Source organism: Leclercia barmai, assembly GCF_049312895.1.
Taxonomy (GTDB): Bacteria; Pseudomonadota; Gammaproteobacteria; order Enterobacterales; family Enterobacteriaceae; genus Enterobacter; species Enterobacter barmai.
Map to the genome: position 1 here is coordinate 1 of NZ_JBMNWZ010000006.1, position 19,580 is coordinate 19,580.

17 protein-coding genes are annotated in these 19,580 nt (G+C 55.9%); 9 read left to right on the top strand and 8 right to left on the bottom strand.

The window, feature by feature from the left end; translation table 11 throughout:
* Positions 1 to 244 precede the first annotated feature (244 nt).
* On the top strand, positions 245 to 937 hold the full coding sequence (locus ACOYA6_RS19085) for a FadR/GntR family transcriptional regulator (protein ID WP_039032197.1): 693 nt from the start codon (positions 245 to 247) through the stop codon (positions 935 to 937).
* 20 nt (positions 938 to 957) lie between these two features.
* Positions 958 to 2,385, top strand: a complete 1,428-nt coding sequence (gene mdtD, locus ACOYA6_RS19090) for a multidrug transporter subunit MdtD (RefSeq protein ID WP_422655210.1) — start codon at positions 958 to 960, stop codon at positions 2,383 to 2,385.
* Here mdtD and rbsR read toward each other — a convergent pair.
* The 7 genes from rbsR to kup all read right to left on the bottom strand — a co-directional run bounded on the left by rbsR (position 2,351) and on the right by kup (position 10,286).
* A complete protein-coding gene (gene rbsR, locus ACOYA6_RS19095) occupies positions 2,351 to 3,343 on the bottom strand; it encodes a ribose operon transcriptional repressor RbsR (protein ID WP_138370950.1) in 993 nt (330 codons plus the stop codon). The two genes, mdtD and rbsR, sit on opposite strands and share 35 nt — an antisense overlap.
* A 3-nt stretch (positions 3,344 to 3,346) precedes the next feature.
* Positions 3,347 to 4,276 (bottom strand): ribokinase, encoded by a 930-nt coding sequence (gene rbsK / locus ACOYA6_RS19100; RefSeq protein ID WP_223075683.1) that lies wholly within the window; start codon positions 4,274 to 4,276, stop codon positions 3,347 to 3,349.
* Between the two features lie 107 nt (positions 4,277 to 4,383).
* Positions 4,384 to 5,274, bottom strand: coding sequence for a ribose ABC transporter substrate-binding protein RbsB (rbsB, locus tag ACOYA6_RS19105; protein WP_039032200.1), 891 nt, complete (start codon positions 5,272 to 5,274; stop codon positions 4,384 to 4,386).
* 27 nt (positions 5,275 to 5,301) lie between these two features.
* On the bottom strand, positions 5,302 to 6,267 hold the full coding sequence (gene rbsC, locus ACOYA6_RS19110) for a ribose ABC transporter permease (RefSeq protein WP_138370949.1): 966 nt from the start codon (positions 6,265 to 6,267) through the stop codon (positions 5,302 to 5,304).
* 4 nt (positions 6,268 to 6,271) lie between these two features.
* A complete protein-coding gene (gene rbsA / locus ACOYA6_RS19115) occupies positions 6,272 to 7,777 on the bottom strand; it encodes a ribose ABC transporter ATP-binding protein RbsA (protein ID WP_422655211.1) in 1,506 nt (501 codons plus the stop codon).
* A 7-nt stretch (positions 7,778 to 7,784) separates the two neighbouring features.
* Complete coding sequence (rbsD, locus tag ACOYA6_RS19120; protein WP_138370948.1) at positions 7,785 to 8,204, bottom strand: D-ribose pyranase; 420 nt, start codon at positions 8,202 to 8,204, stop codon at positions 7,785 to 7,787.
* Between the two features lie 213 nt (positions 8,205 to 8,417).
* Positions 8,418 to 10,286 (bottom strand): low affinity potassium transporter Kup, encoded by a 1,869-nt coding sequence (kup, locus tag ACOYA6_RS19125; protein ID WP_039032204.1) that lies wholly within the window; start codon positions 10,284 to 10,286, stop codon positions 8,418 to 8,420.
* A 222-nt stretch (positions 10,287 to 10,508) separates the two neighbouring features.
* Between kup and ravA the strand changes: the two genes are divergently transcribed.
* Both ravA and viaA read left to right on the top strand, forming a co-directional pair.
* On the top strand, positions 10,509 to 12,005 hold the full coding sequence (gene ravA / locus ACOYA6_RS19130; protein ID WP_139563873.1) for an ATPase RavA: 1,497 nt from the start codon (positions 10,509 to 10,511) through the stop codon (positions 12,003 to 12,005).
* Positions 11,999 to 13,450 (top strand): ATPase RavA stimulator ViaA, encoded by a 1,452-nt coding sequence (gene viaA / locus ACOYA6_RS19135; protein ID WP_039032206.1) that lies wholly within the window; start codon positions 11,999 to 12,001, stop codon positions 13,448 to 13,450. The genes ravA and viaA overlap by 7 nt, the downstream gene beginning before the upstream one ends.
* Here viaA and asnA read toward each other — a convergent pair whose 3' ends face one another.
* The gene (gene asnA / locus ACOYA6_RS19140) at positions 13,451 to 14,443 is read right to left on the bottom strand and encodes an aspartate--ammonia ligase (protein WP_039032207.1); all 993 of its coding nucleotides are present in this window, start codon (positions 14,441 to 14,443) and stop codon (positions 13,451 to 13,453) included. It abuts the gene before it with no gap.
* Positions 14,444 to 14,593: 150 nt separating this feature from the next.
* Between asnA and asnC the strand changes: the two genes are divergently transcribed.
* From asnC to atpI, 5 genes are all read left to right on the top strand, one after another.
* Complete coding sequence (asnC, locus tag ACOYA6_RS19145) at positions 14,594 to 15,052, top strand: transcriptional regulator AsnC (RefSeq protein ID WP_032615488.1); 459 nt, start codon at positions 14,594 to 14,596, stop codon at positions 15,050 to 15,052.
* 90 nt (positions 15,053 to 15,142) lie between these two features.
* On the top strand, positions 15,143 to 15,592 hold the full coding sequence (gene mioC, locus ACOYA6_RS19150; RefSeq protein ID WP_422655212.1) for an FMN-binding protein MioC: 450 nt from the start codon (positions 15,143 to 15,145) through the stop codon (positions 15,590 to 15,592).
* A gap of 373 nt (positions 15,593 to 15,965) precedes the next feature.
* Positions 15,966 to 17,855, top strand: a complete 1,890-nt coding sequence (mnmG, locus tag ACOYA6_RS19155; RefSeq protein ID WP_138370945.1) for a tRNA uridine-5-carboxymethylaminomethyl(34) synthesis enzyme MnmG — start codon at positions 15,966 to 15,968, stop codon at positions 17,853 to 17,855.
* Positions 17,856 to 17,960: 105 nt separating this feature from the next.
* Positions 17,961 to 18,584, top strand: coding sequence for a 16S rRNA (guanine(527)-N(7))-methyltransferase RsmG (gene rsmG, locus ACOYA6_RS19160; RefSeq protein ID WP_422655213.1), 624 nt, complete (start codon positions 17,961 to 17,963; stop codon positions 18,582 to 18,584).
* 615 nt (positions 18,585 to 19,199) lie between these two features.
* On the top strand, positions 19,200 to 19,580 hold the full coding sequence (gene atpI / locus ACOYA6_RS19165) for a F0F1 ATP synthase subunit I (RefSeq protein WP_103824374.1): 381 nt from the start codon (positions 19,200 to 19,202) through the stop codon (positions 19,578 to 19,580).

The following is a 19,580-nucleotide window of genomic DNA, read 5'->3' on the forward strand; positions in this document are numbered from 1 at the left end:
GGCGTTCATCGCTGAACCCCGCTTACCCGGCGGCTTGCGTGCCGTTGTTCCGTGTCAGTGGAGGCGCATTATAGGGAGTTCTCCGGCGCTGACAAGAGCAAAATTAAAATAAATTACCGACCGTGCTTTTTTTCACCAAAAGCCTCATCTTTTAGCCAGAAATCACCCTAATTGTCGTTTTAGCAACCACAACCCGCCTGCAGGTGGCATACTTACTGGCATCAAGACTTAAGGAATCTGCGTTATGCCTTTAAGCGCGCAACAGCTGGCGGCCCAAAAAAACCTCTCTTATGTGCTGGCAGAAAAGCTGGCCCAGCGGATCCTGGAAGGTGTTTACGCACCAGGTAGCATCCTGCCGGGCGAGCTGGAACTGGGTGAACAGTTTGGCGTGAGCCGAACCGCCGTCCGTGAAGCCGTGAAAACCCTGACTGCGAAAGGGATGGTACTTCCCCGTCCGCGCATCGGTACACGCGTCATGCCCCAGGGTAACTGGAACTTCCTCGATCAGGAGCTGCTCTCCTGGTGGATGACAGAAGATAACTTCCAGCAAGTCATTGAGCATTTCCTTGTCATGCGCAGCAGCCTCGAGCCGCAGGCCTGCCTGCTCGCCGCCACGCTCGGAACGGCTGAGCAGAAGGCCCGCTTAAATACCCTGATGGATGAGATGGTTCATCTGAAGAAGAACTTCAACCGGGAACGCTGGATAGATGTGGATATGGCCTGGCACGAACATATCTATGAGATGAGCGGTAATCCGTTCCTGACCTCTTTTGCCTCGCTGTTTCACTCTGTTTATCACACCTACTTTACCTCTATTACTCAGGATGAGGTGGTGAAGCTGGATTTACACCAGGCAATCGTCGACGCCATTCAGGATAGTGATGGGCTACGCGCCATGGCAGCCAGCCAGGCACTGCTTGCCCCACCAGCACGGTAGCAATAACAACAGGAATACGAATGACAGTAAAAAAAGCACGCAGTATGGCGGGCCTGCCGTGGATAGCGGCGATGGCCTTCTTTATGCAGGCGCTTGATGCGACCATCCTTAACACCGCACTTCCGGCAATAGCCCAAAGCCTGAACCGTTCTCCGCTGGCCATGCAGTCGGCCATCATCAGTTATACCCTGACCGTGGCGATGCTGATCCCGGTAAGCGGCTGGCTGGCCGATCGTTTCGGCACCCGCCGTGTCTTTATGCTGGCGGTATCCCTGTTTACGCTGGGTTCACTGGCCTGCGCCCTTTCCAGTTCGTTGGGCGAGCTGGTTGTCTTTCGTGTGATTCAGGGGATTGGCGGCGCGATGATGATGCCGGTCGCGCGTCTGGCGTTGTTACGTGCTTATCCACGTAGCGAACTGCTGCCGGTGCTTAACTTTGTCACCATGCCGGGCCTGGTCGGGCCTATCCTCGGGCCGGTGCTGGGCGGGGTGCTGGTTACCTGGGCCAGCTGGCACTGGATATTCCTGATTAATATTCCCATTGGGGTCGCCGGGATTTTCTATGCCCGCAAATTTATGCCGAACTTCACCACCCCACGGCGTAAATTCGATATGGGCGGGTTCTTCCTGTTTGGCCTGAGCCTGGTGCTGTTCTCCAGCGGTATGGAACTGTTCGGTGAAAAAGTAGTGGCCACCTGGCTGGCCATCTCCATTATCTTCAGCGGCATTCTTCTTTTTCTTCTCTATATACGTCATGCACGCCGCCACCCGACGCCGCTGATTTCCCTCTCGCTGTTTAACACCCGCACCTTCTCGGTAGGTATTGCCGGCAACATCGCTTCGCGGTTGGGCACCGGCTGCGTTCCTTTCCTTATGCCGCTGATGCTGCAGGTCGGGTTTGGTTATCCGGCGCTGATTGCGGGCTGTATGATGGCACCTACGGCGGTGGGTTCGATCCTGGCCAAGTCCGGCGTGACGCAGCTGTTACGCCGGATGGGCTACCGCAGGACGCTGGTTGGGGTGACGATATTTATCGGGGTGATGATTGCGCAGTTCTCACTGCAGTCGGCTGCACTGCCGGTGTGGATGCTGATCCTGCCGCTGTTTGTGCTGGGGATGGCGATGTCGATCCAGTTCACCTCGATGAACACTATTACTCTTGCCGATCTCAACGATGAGAATGCCAGCGGCGGTAACAGCGTCCTGGCGGTCACGCAGCAGCTGTCGATCAGTCTGGGGGTGGCGGTGAGTGCAGCGGTCCTGCGTTTTTACGAAGGGTTCGACAGCACGAATACCGTCGAACAGTTTCACTCGACCTTTATCACCATGGGCGTACTGACGGTTGTCTCTGCCCTGGTGTTTATGCTGTTAAAGCCGAAGGACGGTCGCAACCTCATTAAAGAGCGCCACAAAACTAAACAGACCCCCGTTCCATCAGAACAGGAGTAAGCTGCAGCCGCTGCTGTTGCAGGGCGGGCTGGGCGATACGGTGGATCAGCACATCAATCGCCAGCTCGCCCAGTTCATCTTTAGGCTGATGAATGGTGGTGAGCGGCGGCGTCATATACTGCGCCAGTTCGATATCGTCATAACCCACCACGGCGATATCGTCCGGAATACGCAGTCCCGCCTGATATAGCGCCTTATAAGCGCCCACTGCCATGGCATCATTACCAATAAAGACCGCCTGCGGGCGCTCTTTCTGCGCCAGTAGCGCCTGCATCGCCTCATACCCGCCGCTAAATTCGAAGTCACCGGTAATTTGATACCCTTCAGGCACCGGCAAACCGGCACGCGCCATAGCAACCAAAAAACCTTCCAGCCGCAGGCGGGCGGGGGTTTTATCCAGCGGACCGGTAATGCAGGCGATGCGGGTGTGGCCTTTATCAATCAGATGCTGCGTCGCCATGTCTCCGCCCAGCAGCGAGTTATCCTGGATCAGATCGCTGGTACCGTCGAACGGCGCCCAGTCCATCATCACCGTGGGAACAGAAGGGTAGCGCTGCATAATCTCGGGGGAGGGTTGATGCGTTTCGGTGCACAGTAACAGCAATCCGTCGACGCGCTTTTGCATCAGCGTCTCCAGATTGCGGTTCATACGCTGTTCGTCACCTTCGGTATTGCATAACACCAGGCTGTAGCCGCGCTCAAAACAGCTGCGCTCCACGCCGCGCACCAGCTCGGAGTAAAAGGGGTTAGTACTGGCGGTAATGAGCATGCCAATGGTGCGCGTCTGGTTGAGCTTCAGACTGCGTGCCAGGGCGGAAGGCGCATAATTGAGGGATTTAACGGCAGCCTCGACCTTCTCCCGGATCGCGTCGCTGACGAAGCGATCGTTATTGATGACGTGGGAGACCGTCGAAGTAGAGACGCCCGCCATGCGGGCGACATCTTTCATTGTGGCCAAGCGTTACCTCTGCTGACTTAAAAATTCATCGATCTCATTGCGCCATGGAACAGAAGGCTGCGCGCCTGGACGGGTGACCGCAATGGCTGCCGCCGCATGGGCAAAGCGAATCGCGGTATCCAGCTGCTCACCTTCCAGCAGCGCCGTCACCAGCGCGCCATTAAAGGTATCGCCCGCGGCAATGGTATCGACCGCTTTCACCTTAAAGCCAGGAACGCGGCGACCTTCTCCCTCGACGCTGGCCCATACGCCACGGCTGCCAAGGGTGATGATAACGGTGTTGATGCCTTTATCGTGCAGGGCTTTCGCCGCACGGGCCGCATCTTCATCGTTTTCAACGCGAATGCCCGTCAGCTTTTCGGCTTCGGTTTCATTCGGGGTGATGATGTCCACCAGCGCCAGAAGCTCGTCTGATAATACACGGGCCGGCGCAGGATTTAGTACGACAGTGGTATGATTTTCATGCGCAAATTTCGCTGCCGCCAGCACGCTTTCTACCGGCGATTCCAGCTGCATCAGCAGGGCATCGGCACCGGCGATAAGCGCCTTTTGCGCCACCACACGATCTGGCGTCAGCGCCGCGTTTGCTCCCGCATGAATACCGATGACATTCTCACCTTCCGCGTTGACAAAAATCAGCGCCACGCCGGTTGATTCGCCTTCGACCACGCTCACTGGCGCAATGTCGATGTTGTCGCTTGCCAGCTGGTTGCGAACGCGCTCCCCGGTATCGTCATCACCCGTACAGGCGATAAAGGCGATGTTTGCCCCGCTGCGCCCGGCGGCGACCGCCTGGTTAGCGCCTTTGCCGCCAAAGGCGACCTGGTAGCGATTGCCGGTTACGGTTTCGCCCGGGGTAGGGAAAGTATCAAGGTTGAGAATGTGATCGGCATTAATACTGCCAAGGACGACGAGCTTGCCTGCGGTTTTCATATTGGAGATGTCCATCAGAGAGTGCCACCGGGATGCCCCGGTGGCGTATGCCACTCTTTTCTTTATATGTTGTCCTTCAGGCAGCTAACGACCGCCTGAATCGCATATTACTGCTTGATGACCAGCTTCAGGTCAACAGGGTATTTAGCCTGAACTTTCTCGCCCTTCAGCACTTTGTCAGCAGTCTGCACGCCAGTCGCGCCGATCTGCTCCGGCAGCTGAGCAATGGTCGCAGCCAGTTTGCCATCGTTTACGGCTTTTTCACCATCAGGCGTGCCGTCAAATCCAACCACCATCACATCAGATTTACCCGCAGTCTGCAGGGCACGCAGCGCGCCCAGCGCCATTTCGTCGTTCTGGGCGAATACTGCTTTAACGTCCGGATGCGCGGTCAGCAGGTTCTGCATAACGTTCAGACCTTTAGTACGGTCGAAGTCTGCCGGCTGGCTGGCCAGTACGTTGAATTTGTGAGCCGCAACGGCCTGCTGGAAGCCTTCGCCACGCTCACGCGCTGCGGAAGTCCCGGCGATGCCCTGCAGTTCGATAACTTTGGCGCCTTCACCCGCTTTTTTAGCGATGTAGTCACCGGCGATTTTGCCGCCCAGCACGTTGTCAGACGCAATGTGGCTGACCACTTCGCCTTTGTTCGCCTGACGGTCCAGGGTGATCACCGGGATATTCGCCTGGTTCGCCATCTTCACGGCGTTACCTACCGCGTCGGAATCGGTCGGGTTGATCAGCAGAATTTTGGTGCCGCGAACGGTTAAGTCCTGCACGTTAGCCAGCTCTTTGGCCGGGTTGTTCTGGGAGTCGAGGATCACCAGGTTGTAGCCCAGTTTGTCGGCTTCTTTCTGCGCGCCATCCTTCAGGGAGACGAAGAACGGATTGTTCAGGGTAGAAACCACCAGCGCGATGGTGTCTTTCGCCATGGCGTTTGCACTCACCGTTGCGCTCAGCGCGACAGCAGAAACCAGGGTAGCCAGTTTTTTCATGTTCATATCAAAGATGTCCTGTAGTGTCGTCAGTTACTGTTTTTTGTTGTCTACCAGTACCGCCAGCAAAATCACTACCGCTTTGACGATCATCTGGTAATAGGAAGAAACACCTAACAAATTCAAACCATTGTTCAGGAAGCCGAGGATCAGCGCACCGATCAGCGTCCCCACGATACGACCTTTACCGCCTGCCAGGCTGGTGCCGCCCAGCACGACCGCAGCGATGGCATCCAGTTCATAGCCTGTACCCGCCGTCGGCTGCGCAGAGGAGAGACGCGCCACTTCGATAATCCCCGCCAGCGAAGCCAGCAGGCCGCACAGGGAGTAGACGATAATTTTGACTTTATTGACGCTGATGCCGGACAGACGCGTTGCCGCTTCGTTACCGCCCAGGGCATAGATATAGCGACCCAGACGGGTGTGATGCAACATGTACCACGCCGCCAGGAAGACCAGACCCATGATCCAGACCGGCGTCGGGATACCCAGCGGGCGGCCGATACCAAACCAGCCAAACAGATCGGCGTTGTCGGTAAAGCCGGTGTTAACCGGGCTGCCGTTGGTATACACCATCGTCACACCGCGCAGCAGCAGCATCATCACCAGGGTGGCGATAAAGGCCTGAACGCGGCCTTTCGCCACGATCATCCCGGTGACCGCACCGATCGCCGCGCCCAGCGCCAGCGCAGCTGCAACGGCCACCAGCGCGTTGACTTCAATCCCGACGATCGAAGCGGCCACCGCGCCGGTGAGCGCCAGCAGGGAACCGACGGACAGGTCGATACCCGAGGTCAGGATCACCAGCGTCATGCCCACCGCCATAATGGCGTTCACGGACGTCTGCTGGAGGATGTTGAACAGGTTATTAACGGTAAAAAAGTTCGGGCTCATGGTGGAAACAATCGCGATCAGCACCAGCAGGGCAATCAGCGATTTTTGTTCCATCAACCATGCCTTAGTGAAATAACGGCGTCCAGAAACAGCCTGGGTAGTCATCTTCTTACTCCTGATCCACGCGATTAAGCTTGCCCACAGCGGCAGCCATCAGAATTTCCTGGGTGGCCTGCTCGCGACTGAATTCACCGCCGAGATGCCCTTCATGCATGACGATAATGCGATCGCTCATGCCTAATACTTCTGGCATCTCGGAAGAGACCAGAATGATGCTCAGCCCGTCAGCCTTAAACTGGTTAATGAGCTGATAAATCTCTTTTTTAGCGCCAACGTCCACGCCGCGCGTCGGTTCATCGAGGATCAGCACCTTCGGACGGGTCATCAGACCGCGGGCAATCGCCACCTTCTGCTGGTTGCCGCCGGAGAGCAGCCCGATGGCCTGTTCCATCGACGGCGTTTTGACGTTAAACAGGCGGATAAAATCGCTGACGGCCTGCTGTTCATCTTTGTGCTTCAGGCTTCCGCCGCTGCGGCTGAAGTAGCGCAGCGCGGTTAAGGACATGTTCTCTTTCACCGACATGCCCAGCACCAGACCATCGCGCTTACGGTCTTCGGAGATATAGACGATGCCGTTCGCCAGACCATCCTGCGGAGAGCGGGTAACAACTTCGTGACCATCGAGGGTGACATAGCCGCTGGTGCGTGGATACGCACCATACAGCACCTTCATCAGCTCGGTACGTCCGGCCCCCATCAGCCCGGCCACGCCGAGGATCTCCCCCTGGCGCAGGGTAAAGCTGACATCATTCACCCCAGTACCACACAGGTTATCGACCTTCAGGCGGATATCGCCCGGGGCTTTATCGATGCGTGGATACTGGTCTTCCAGCTTACGTCCCACCATCATCTCAATCAGCGTGTCTTCGGTCAGCGTCGCCACTTCACGCTCGGCAATAAACTGCCCGTCGCGGAAAACGGTGACGTCATCGCAAATCTCGAAGATCTCTTTCATGCGGTGAGAGATATAGACAATGCCGCGCCCCTGCGCTTTCAGCTCACGGATGACGCGGAACAGGGAGTCGGTTTCGGTATCGGTGAGGGCGTCGGTCGGTTCATCCATCACGATAACCCGGGATTCAAAACTCAGGACCTTGGCGATTTCGACCATCTGCTGATCGCCGATAGAGAGTTCGCCCACCAGACGATCGCTCTTAAAGCGCAGGTTCAGCTTCGCCAGCAGTTTGTCGGCTTCGGCATACATCTGCTTCCAGTCGATTTTGCCGAAGCGGTTCACGAACTCGCGCCCCAGGAAGATGTTCTCCGCGATGGACAGCTGCGGGATCAGGTTCAGCTCCTGGTGGATGATGCCGATCCCGGCTTCCTGAGAGGATTTCGGGCCGTTAAAGGTGGTCTCTTTTCCCAGCCACAGCAGCGAACCGGCATCGCGTTGATAGATACCGGTAAGCACTTTCATCATCGTGGATTTGCCTGCGCCGTTTTCGCCCACCAGCGCCATGACGCGGCCGGGGTAGACATTCAGCGCTGCGCCGGAGAGGGCTTTGACGCCCGGGAACGATTTATCGATCCCTTTCAGTTGCAGTAGTGCGTCCATGGTGGCCTCAGAAGGTGACGCCAGCACAGAGAATGATATTCGCATACGGGGAACACTCCCCGCTGCGGATAACCGCCTGGCTGTCAGCGGTGTTTTTCTTGAACTGCTCGTGCGTTATGTAACTTATTTTTATGGTGTTTCCCTGGTGTTGTTGCAGTTGCTTGATATGGCCAAGCAACGTTTCGTGGAGCTGCGGATTATGTTGTTGGATTTCCGTAGCGAGAATGGCTTCCTCAACCTGCATCTCGGTTGTCACCACATCCAGCACCTGCATAAACGTGGGCACGCCCTGCGTTAATGCCAGATCAATACGCGTTGTGCTGTGGGGAATGGGTAAACCCGCATCACATACCACCAGCGTATCGGTATGCCCGAGACGGGAGATGACCGATGAGACTTCAGAGTTGAGTACCTTGCCTTTCTTCATATTCTTGCTCCACTAGCGAAACGTTTCGCTGACGTCAGTTTAATCTTACCGATGCGCAGAAAACCACCATGGCGTTGCAGATTTGTGATCGTGGTCGAAACGTTTCGCTAAGTGAAATGCGGGAGCAAATAGGGAGGGGAAATGCCGGGTGGCGCTACGCTTACCCGGCCTACGGATTGTAGGCCCGTGCAAGCGCAGCGCCGCCGGGCGAAATTAAATCTCGACCTGGGTTCCTAACTCGATCACGCGGTTAGGCGGGATTTCGAACTGGTCGGGCGCACGCAGGGCGTTACGCTGGAGGATAAGATAGAGCTTACCGCGCAGGCGCAGATACCACGGCCGTTTGCCGACAATCAGCGACTCGTGCGACATGAAGAACGAGGTCTCCATCATCCGGCAGCTTAAGCCCTCAAGACCGCAGCGGTGGAATACCTCTTCCACGTTCGGAGTCTCACGCCAGCCGTAGCTGGCCACCACGCGCCAGAAGGTAGGCGACAGCTGCTCTATCTGCACGCGACGGACGTTATGCACGTAAGGCGCATCTTCGGTGCGCAGGGTCAGCAGGATCACCCGCTCGTGCAGCACCTTGTTGTGCTTGAGGTTATGCATCAGGGCAAACGGGATCACGTTCAGCGCGCGGGACATATAGACCGCGGTGCCCGGCACGCGTACCGGCGGCGATTTCTCCAGCGAGGCAATCATCGCCTCCAGAGAGTTACCGTGCTCGTGCATCCGGCGCAGCAGGCGGAAACGCTCGCTCTTCCAGGTGGTCATCACAATGAACATCACCAGACCCAGCGTCAGCGGCAGCCAGCCGCCGGAGACAATCTTGTCGAGATTGGCGGAGAACAACGGCACGTCAATACAGAGGAAGCCGACCAGAATCATCGCCACGAGGAATTTATTCCAGTGCCAGTTCCGGTACGCCACCGTGGTAGAGAGGATTGAGGTCAGCACCATGGTACCGGTGACGGCAATACCGTACGCCGCCGCCAGGTTGCTGGAGTGCTCGAAGCTGACGATAACAATCACTACCGCGAAGTAGAGCAGCCAGTTAACGAAAGGTATGTAGATCTGGCCCGACTCCATCTCGGAGGTGTGGATGATGCGCATCGGCGACAGATAGCCCAGGCGCACCGCCTGACGGGTAAGGGAGAAGACCCCGGAAATGACCGCCTGGGAGGCGATCACCGTTGCCAGCGTGGCGAGGATCAGCATCGGTACCAGCGCCCAGTCCGGCGCCAGCAGGAAGAACGGGTTTTTAATCGCTTCAGGGTGTTTGAGCAGCAGCGCGCCCTGGCCAAAGTAGTTCAGCACCAGCGACGGCAGCACCACAATAAACCACGCCACGCGGATAGGCAGCTTGCCGAAGTGGCCCATATCCGCATACAGCGCTTCAACGCCGGTAATAGAGAGCACGACCGCGCCCAGCGCCACAAACGACACGACTTTATATTCAAGGAAGAAGTGCACCGCCCACATTGGATTGAGCGCGTGCAGCACGTCCGGGTTAGCAATAATGCTGCGTAATCCCAGCGCCGCCAGGATCAGGAACCAGGAGAGCATAATCGGGGCGAAGAGTTTGCCCACCAGCCCGGTCCCGTGTTTCTGAATGACAAACAGCAGGGTCAGAACGATGATGGCCAGCGGGACCACCCATTCATCGAGCTGCGGCGCGATAATCTCAAGCCCCTCTATCGCCGAGAGCACCGAGATGGCCGGGGTGATCACCACCTCGCCATAGAAGAAGCTGCCCCCTACCAGGCCAATAATGACCAGGAACGAGGTCATCCTGGCGGACGTATTGCGTCCGGCAAGCGACATCAGGGTCAGGATCCCACCTTCACCGGCGTTATCTGCGCGCATGACGAAGGAGAGATATTTAACGGAAACCACCAGGATCAGCAGCCAGAAAATCAGGGACAGAAAACCAAACACAGCGTCGCGTTCAACGCCAAAACCAAACTGGCCGGACAGACATTCACGCAACGTATAAAGCGGGCTGGTGCCGATATCACCGTAGACAACCCCGATCGCCGCGAGCGTAACTGCGGGTAATGATTGCTTATTATCAGTGCTCATAGACTAGTCTTTTCGTTTGAATAACAAATGTGTGCTTAGTCCCTTGGCCCACAAAAAGCGCACAGTATGCACGATTAATCTTAGAATCGTACCCCTAAATGCAACCTCATTAACGTAGCGCAAAGAAAATAGCACCGCAGTTCAGTCTATTACCAGCCCGGAACGAAACGTCTATACTCGCTTCAATTAGCCGGGGTTACGGCGAAAGGATGCAAAACAATTATGGCTCACACTCATTTATTAGCAGAAAGAATTTCCCGCCTCAGCGGCGCACTGGAGAAAGGGCTCTACGAACGTAGCCACGCCATTCGCCTCTGTTTACTGGCGGCCCTGAGCGGCGAAAGCGTATTTCTGCTGGGGCCGCCCGGCATCGCAAAAAGTCTGATTGCCCGCAGGCTGAAGTTCGCCTTTCAGCACGCCAGAGCGTTTGAATACCTGATGACCCGCTTTTCCACGCCGGAAGAGGTCTTTGGCCCGCTCTCTATTCAGGCGTTAAAAGATGAAGGGCGGTACGAACGTTTAACCGCAGGCTATCTGCCGGAGGCGGAAATCGTCTTTCTCGATGAGATCTGGAAAGCCGGCCCGGCGATCCTCAATACCCTGCTCACCGCCATTAACGAACGCCGGTTCCGCAACGGGGCGCATGAGGGGAAAATCCCGATGCGCCTGTTGGTGGCGGCCTCCAACGAACTGCCTGAAGCCGACAGCAGCCTGGAGGCGCTTTACGACCGCATGTTGATTCGCCTGTGGCTCGACAAGGTGCAGGATAAAGCCAATTTCCGCTCGCTGCTGATAAGCCAGCAGGATGAGAACGATAACCCGGTGCCTGCCGGGCTGCAGGTCACCGACGAGGAGTATCAGCAGTGGCAGCAGGACATCGGCAAAATCAAACTGCCGGATGCGGTGTTCGATCTGGTGTTCATGCTACGCCAGCAGCTGGATGCCCTGCCGGGTGCGCCTTACGTCTCCGATCGCCGCTGGAAGAAAGCCATTCGCCTGCTGCAGGCCAGCGCCCTGTTCAGCGGTCGCGACGCGGTTGCCCCTATCGATCTGATTCTGCTGAAAGATTGCCTCTGGCATGACGCCAGCGGCATGAATCTGATGCAGCAGCAGCTGGAAGTATTGATGACCGGGCACGCATGGGGGCAGCAGGAGATGCTGAACCAGCTCGGGGCCATTACCCAGCGCCGTCTTCAGCTCCAGCAGCAGCAAAGCGATAAAACCGCCCTGCGCGTCAATCGTCAGAGCGGCATGTTCGCCCGTCGTCCGCACTACGAATTACCGGCCGAACTGAGCGATACCACCCTGACGCTGCTTCTCCAGCAGCCGCTTAAGCTCCATGATATGCAGGTTATTCACATCACCATCGAGCGTGAAGCCCTGGCGCAGTGGCTGAGCAAAGGCGGTGAGATCCGCGGCAAACTCAACGGCATCGGTTTTGCCCAGCAGCTTAATATGGAGGTGGACGGCAGCCTGCATCTGGTTATCCGCGACGTCAGCCTGCAGGGATCGCGCCTTGCCCTGCCCGGCACCGCCTCTGAAAGCGTGCCGGAAGAGATCAAACAGCAGCTGGAAGCGCTGGATAACCAGTGGCATCTGCAGCACACGCGCTTCAGCGAGCAGCAAAAATGCCTGTTTATCCACAGCGACTGGCTGGGGCGAATTGAATCCAGCCTGCAGGATGTGAGCGCGCAGATCAAACAGGCGCGTCAATGCTGACGCTGGATACCCTCAACGTCATGCTTGCCGTCGGCGAGGAGGGGTTGATCGAAGAGATCATCCTCACCCTGCTGGCCTCGCCGCAGCTGGCGATCTTTTTCGAAAAATTCCCCCGGCTTAAAACCGCTATTACCGACGATCTCCCGCGCTGGCGGGAAAATTTACGCAAAAGGCTGAAAGATACCCGCGTACCGCCGGAGCTCACCGAAGAGGTGATGTGCTATCAGCAGAGCCAGCTGCTCTCCACGCCCCAGCTGATCGTCCAGCTGCCGCAGATTTTAACCCTGCTGGATAAGGTTCACTCCCCGTTCGCCAGCCAGGCGCGGCAGCTGGTGGTGGATAACGCCACCTTTACTCCGGCCCTGCATACCCTGTTTTTACAGCGCTGGCGGCTGAGTCTGGTGGTACAGGCCACGTCCCTTAATCAGCAGCTGCTGGAAGAGGAGCGCGAACAGCTGCTCAGCGAAGTGCAGGAGCGCATGACCCTGGCCGGGGCGCTGGAGCCGGTGCTGGTGGAGAACGAAAACGCCGCTGGCCGCCTGTGGGATATGAGCGCAGGCCAGCTTAAGCGGGGGGATTATCAGCTCATCGTCCGCTATGGCGACTTTCTGGCGCAGCAGCCGGAGCTGATGCAGCTGGCGGAACAGCTGGGCCGTTCGCGGGAGGCAAAGTCGGTGCCAAAAAAGGATGCCCCGCTTGAAACCTTCCGCACCCTGGTGCGCGAACCGGCGACGGTACCGGAGCAGGTTGACGGCCTGCAGCAGAGCGATGACATTCTGCGCCTGTTGCCGCCCGAGCTGGCCACCCTCGGCATAACGGAGCTTGAGTACGAATTTTACCGTCGGCTGGTGGAGAAACAGCTTCTTACCTACCGTCTGCACGGCGATGCCTGGCGCGAGAAGGTGAGCCAGCGCCCGGCGGTGCATCAGGATTTCGACGAACAGCCCCGCGGGCCGTTTATCGTCTGCGTGGATACGTCCGGTTCGATGGGTGGTTTCAATGAGCAGTGCGCCAAAGCCTTTTGTCTGGCGCTGATGCGGGTGGCGCTCGCCGACAGGCGGCGCTGCTTTATCATGCTGTTTTCCAGCGAGGTGGTGGGCTACGAACTCTCGGGCCAGCACGGTCTGGAGCAGGCGATCCGCTTTCTGAGCCAGCGCTTTCGTGGCGGGACCGATCTCGCCAGCTGTTTTCGCGCCATTATTGAGCGGATGCAGGGCGGAGAGTGGTATGACGCCGATGCGGTGGTGATCTCAGACTTTATTGCCCAGCGGCTGCCGGATGAGGTGGTAGGCAAGGTAAAGGTGCTGCAGCAGGTCCATCAGCATCGTTTTCATGCCGTGGCGATGTCCACACATGGAAAACCCGGCATCATGCGCATCTTCGATCATATCTGGCGCTTTGATACCGGGTTGCGTAGCCGCCTGTTGCGGCGCTGGAAACGCTAATTACAGCAGGGCGTCGACGCTGTCACGAACCTGCTGCGGCCATACGCCACACTGAACCTGGCCGATATGGGAGAGCTGCAGCAGTAACATGGTCAGACGAGACTGGCCGATACCGCCGCCGATGGTCTGCGGCATCTCGCCACGCAGCAGCGCCTGGTGCCACTCCAGCTTGAGACGATCTTCGTCACCGGTGATCCCCAACTGACGCTGCAGCGCGTCGGCATCCACGCGGATCCCCATGGAAGAGAGTTCAAACGCATCTTCCAGAACCGGGTTCCAGACCAGAATATCGCCGTTCAGGCCGGCAAGGCCGCTTTCACCCTCGCTGCTCCAGTCATCATAATCCGGCGCACGAACGTCGTGGCGCTGACCGTGAGACAGCTTGCCGCCGATCCCAATCAGGAACACGGCGCCCAGCTCTTTGGCGATCGCACGTTCACGGCCTTTGGCATCCAGATCCGGGAAGCGGCTCAGCAGCTCCTGGCTGTGGACAAAGTGGATCGTCTCCGGCAGGAACGGGGTCAGACCAAACTCTTTGCTGACCGCCGCTTCGGTTTCTTTGATCCCGGCATAAATGGCTTCTACCGTCGCTTTCAGCGTACCGGTATGACGTTCGCCATCACCCATTACGCGTTCCCAGTCCCACTGGTCAACGTAGACAGAGTGAATAGCGGTAAGGCGGTCTTCATCGGGGCGAAGAGCTTTCATGTGCGTGTAAAGCCCTTCGCCCGCGCTGAAGTCGTGTTGTCCCAGGGTTTGACGCTTCCACTTCGCCAGTGAATGAACCACTTCGAACTGGGCGTCTGGCAGTGTTTTCACTTTCACCTGTACCGCTTTTTCGCAACCAGACAGGTTGTCCTGCGTCCCGTCGCCCACGCGGCTTAAGATAGGAGCCTGGACTTCAATCAGGCCCAGCTTCTCTTCAAGCTGGCGGGAAAAGTGGGATTTTACGAAACTGATCTGGCGTTGTTGTGCGATGTAAGCGGTTTTCATTATTTATACTCCTGCGTCCTGTTGGCATTGATTAAGCAACAAAAAAGAGTCTCTTTCAATAATCCAACAATAAAACTCCCGCCTCACTTTTAAATCGATAAAATTACCCGCTAAAATAGAGTGATTCATTAATCTTCATAAGAAAAAGCTATGGAAAATTATCAGATCGACAATCTGGACCGCGGCATTCTCGAGGCCCTGATGGCTAATGCCCGTACCGCCTACGCCGAACTGGCCAAACAGTTTGGCGTCAGCCCAGGAACCATTCACGTGCGCGTAGAGAAGATGAAGCAGGCGGGAATCATCACCGGTGCCCATATCGACGTCAGCCCGAAACAGCTGGGTTACGACGTCTGCTGCTTTATTGGCATCATCCTTAAGAGCGCCAAAGACTATCCTTCCGCACTGGCTAAGCTGAACGCCCTGGATGAAGTGACCGAGGCTTACTACACCACCGGCCACTACAGCATCTTTATTAAGGTGATGTGCCGATCGATCGACGCCCTGCAGCAGGTACTTATCAACAAGATCCAAACAATCGATGAAATTCAGTCCACCGAGACGTTGATCTCCCTTCAGAACCCGATCATGCGTACCATCCGCCCGTAACAGGGCAAAATAATTACCACATTTTCCACAGGTAGATCCCAGCTCGCTCACAGCGTACAATGTTCGCCTGTTTATCTGAGCGAGCGATCAATGGCGGACATTACTCTTATTAGCGGCAGCACCCTTGGCGGCGCTGAATATGTCGCGGAACACCTGGCCGAAAAGCTGGAAGACGCAGGCTTTTCTACTGAAACGCTGCACGGACCGTTATTAGAGGATCTCCCGCTCGACGGGATCTGGCTGTTGATCACCTCCACGCACGGCGCGGGCGATCTTCCGGATAACCTTCTTCCTTTATATGAAGAGTTAAAAGAGCAGCAGCCTGACCTGGCGAACGTCCGCTTTGGCGCCATCGGCATTGGCAGCCGGGAGTACGATACCTTCTGCGGTGCGGTTGAGAAGGTTGAGACCGAACTGAAGTCCTGTGGGGCTCAACAGATCGGTGAAACGCTGAAGATCAACATCCTCGATCATGATATTCCGGAAGATCCAGCGGAACTTTGGCTGGCTGAATGGAAAAATTTACTCAAAACCGATTAAAGATCGTGCGATCAGATGTGGATAACTCTGGTTAAAACCTTGGATCAACCGGTAGTTATCCCAAGAACAACCCTTGATGACTTTTTGTGCTGTGTATAACATCGCGATCTGATCCCAGCTTATACGTTGCAGGATCACCGATCATTCACAGCAAACGATCCTCTCTAAGCACATGATCTTCTTTGGGAGATCCGGCTTATCCACAGAAACCCGCGATCCTAATAAGAGATCACAATAAAACAGATCTCTAAATAAAAAGATCTTCTTTTTAATAGCCAGGATCCCAGTGCTTTCTCGATCGACTAAAGTTGAGTAGAATCCACGGCCCGGGCTTCAATCCATTTTCTTACCGCTTTACGCGAGGCAGACCACCATGTTTTATCAGGATCCTTTTGACGTCATTATCATTGGCGGGGGTCATGCAGGCACCGAGGCCGCAATGGCCGCGGCGCGAATGGGTCAACAGACCCTGCTTTTGACACACAATATCGACACGCTAGGACAGATGTCCTGTAATCCGGCGATTGGCGGCATTGGGAAAGGACACCTGGTAAAAGAAGTGGATGCACTTGGCGGCCTGATGGCAACCGCGATCGATCATGCGGGCATCCAGTTTAGGATACTAAACGCGAGCAAAGGCCCCGCCGTTCGTGCGACCCGGGCTCAGGCCGACCGCGTGCTCTATCGCCAGGCCGTACGTACCGCACTGGAGAACCAGCCTAACCTGATGATCTTCCAGCAGGCGGTTGAGGATCTGATTGTTGAAAACGATCGTGTTGTCGGCGCCGTGACCCAGATGGGTCTGAAGTTCCGTGCCAAAGCCGTCGTGCTGACCGTCGGGACTTTCCTCGATGGCAAAATTCATATTGGACTGGACAACTACAGCGGTGGCCGTGCTGGCGATCCGCCGTCTATTCCGCTTTCGCGCCGTCTGCGCGAGCTGCCGCTGCGCGTCAGCCGCCTGAAAACCGGTACGCCGCCGCGTATCGACGCCCGTACTATCGATTTCAGCGTGCTGGCTCAACAGCACGGTGATAACCCGATGCCGGTCTTCTCGTTCATGGGCAACGTGGATCAACACCCGCGTCAGGTGCCGTGCTATGTCACGCACACCAACGAGAAAACCCATGACGTGATCCGCAGTAACCTCGATCGCAGCCCGATGTATGCCGGTGTGATCGAAGGGATCGGCCCACGTTACTGCCCGTCGATCGAAGACAAAGTGATGCGCTTTGCCGATCGTAACCAGCACCAGATCTTCCTGGAGCCGGAAGGGCTGACCTCCAACGAGATCTACCCGAACGGTATCTCCACCAGCCTGCCGTTCGACGTGCAGATGCAGATCGTCCGCTCCATGCAGGGGATGGAAAATGCGAAGATCGTCCGTCCGGGCTATGCCATTGAGTATGACTTCTTCGATCCGCGCGACCTGAAGCCGACTCTGGAGAGCAAATTTATCCAGGGGCTGTTCTTCGCGGGCCAGATCAACGGCACCACTGGTTACGAAGAGGCGGCCGCGCAGGGACTGCTGGCCGGTCTGAACGCTGCGCGCTTCTCTGCCGAGAAAGAGGGCTGGGCGCCGGGTCGTTCTCAGGCTTACCTGGGCGTGCTGGTGGACGACCTCTGCACCCTCGGTACCAAAGAGCCGTATCGCATGTTTACCTCTCGCGCGGAATATCGTCTGATGCTGCGTGAAGATAACGCCGACCTGCGCCTGACCGAAATCGGTCGCGAGCTGGGTCTGGTGGACGATGCCCGCTGGGCGCGTTTCAACGAGAAGCTGGAGAACATCGAGCGCGAACGTCAGCGCCTGAAGTCGACCTGGGTCAACCCAACTGCCGAATCTGTAGACGAAGTGAATGCTCACCTGTCTGCGCCGCTGTCGCGTGAAGCCAGCGGGGAAGATCTGCTCCGTCGTCCGGAAATGACCTACGACCAGCTGATCCAGATGACGCCATTTGCGCCAGGTCTGGAGGACGTTCAGGCTGCTGAGCAGGTCGAAATCCAGGTGAAATACGAAGGCTATATCGCCCGTCAGCAGGATGAGATCGAGAAGCAGCAGCGTAACGAGAGCACGATCCTGCCGGCCACGCTGGATTACCGTCTGGTTAACGGCCTCTCCAACGAGGTGATCGCCAAGCTGAATGACCATAAACCGTCGTCCATCGGTCAGGCATCGCGTATTTCAGGCGTCACGCCTGCGGCTATCTCCATTCTGCTGGTGTGGCTGAAAAAACAGGGTATGCTGCGCCGCAGCGCATAATGTGTAAAATTGCCCGGTGGCGCTGAGCTTACCGGGCCAACAGAACTCCGTAGGGCGGGTCTGCGTAGCGCCACCCGCCAACACCTATCTCAACAGGTATTCACCGTGCTCAACAAACTCACTCGTCTGCTGGATCAAGCCGGTATTTCGCTCACCGATCACCAGAAAAATCAGCTGGTGGGGTATGTCGACATGCTGAACAAATGGAACAAGGCCTACAACCTTACTTCGGTTCGTGACCCGAACGAGATGCTGATTCGTCACATCCTCGACAGCATCGTGGTGGCGCCACATCTCAAAGGGGAGCGTTTTATTGATGTGGGCACCGGTCCGGGTCTGCCTGGCATTCCACTCTCTATTGTGCGTCCTGAGTGCCATTTCACGCTGCTGGACAGCCTGGGTAAGCGCGTACGCTTCCTGCGCCAGGTTCAGCATGAGCTGAAGCTGGAAAATATTCATCCGGTGCAGAGCAGGGTAGAGGCGTTTCCCGCCGAGCCGCCGTTTGACGGCGTGATCAGCCGGGCCTTTGCCTCACTTGATGACATGATTAGCTGGTGTAAGCACCTGCCTGCGGAAAATGGTCGCTTTTATGCCCTGAAAGGGGTGCTGCCCGAAGATGAGATTGCGCAGATGCCTGAAGGCTTTGTGGTTGAGGACGCGATCAAATTGCACGTTCCGCAGCTGGAAGGTGAGCGTCATCTGGTGATAGTTAAGCCAAACAATTTTTAAAAATATAATAAAAAATGTGGAATTTGTGCTGTTCTTAGTATGTTAAAAATTACGCGGCAGGCTAAGAAATAAACAGCACTAATTTAACCGCTTTTTTACTATGGATTTTCTTTGGGTTAACCAGGGCCTGTAGTTAACCCAAAATATAATAAACCATGAAAATATCAGCTTGCTAAAAGTAGGTCAGAGTAACCAGATTGCAATGTTAAATATTTATTAAAAATGTCAATAAAAGGTTTTTGTTGTATACAGGGCTGTTTTGAGAATAGTTGCTGAAATTAATCTTTAATATCAAAAAGATGAAATATAACGATTTACTGCTTTGATTTATTCGACCTTATCGTAAATGTGTATTTTGTGATCTCGTGCACGCTTTATCGTCAACGTTTCCGCGTTGTTTGCAGTTTTCACGTCTCATTCTTCGTTTGTCGAAAAGTTAAGAAATAGCGCCGGGGAAAAATATTTAAACATTTATTCACCTTTTCGCTACTTATTGTTTGAAATCACGGGGACGCACCGTATAATTTGTCCGCTTTTTGCTGCTTGACTCTGAGCCCTAAAGGACGTTTTATACGACACGCGACATACCTCGAAGTGAGCAGGAGTAAAAACGTGATGTCAGTGTCGCTCTTGAGTCGAAACGTTGCTCGTAAGCTTCTGTTCATTCAGTTTCTGGCGGTGATAGCAAGCGGATTGCTGTTCTGCCTCAAAGACCCCTTCTGGGGCATCTCTGCGGTAAGCGGAGGTTTGGCAGTGGTTGTGCCAAACATGTTGTTTATGATTTTTGCCTGGCGTCATCAGGCGCATACACCTGCCAAAGGCCGCATGGCCTGGTCCTTCGCCCTCGGCGAAGTGTGTAAGGTGTTGCTGACCTTTGCCCTTCTGGTGGTGGCGCTGGCGGTTTTTAAAGTGGTATTTTTGCCGCTGATAGTGACGTGGGTTTTGGTGCTGGTGGTACAAATTCTGGCGCCAGCTGTAATCAATAACAAAGGGTAA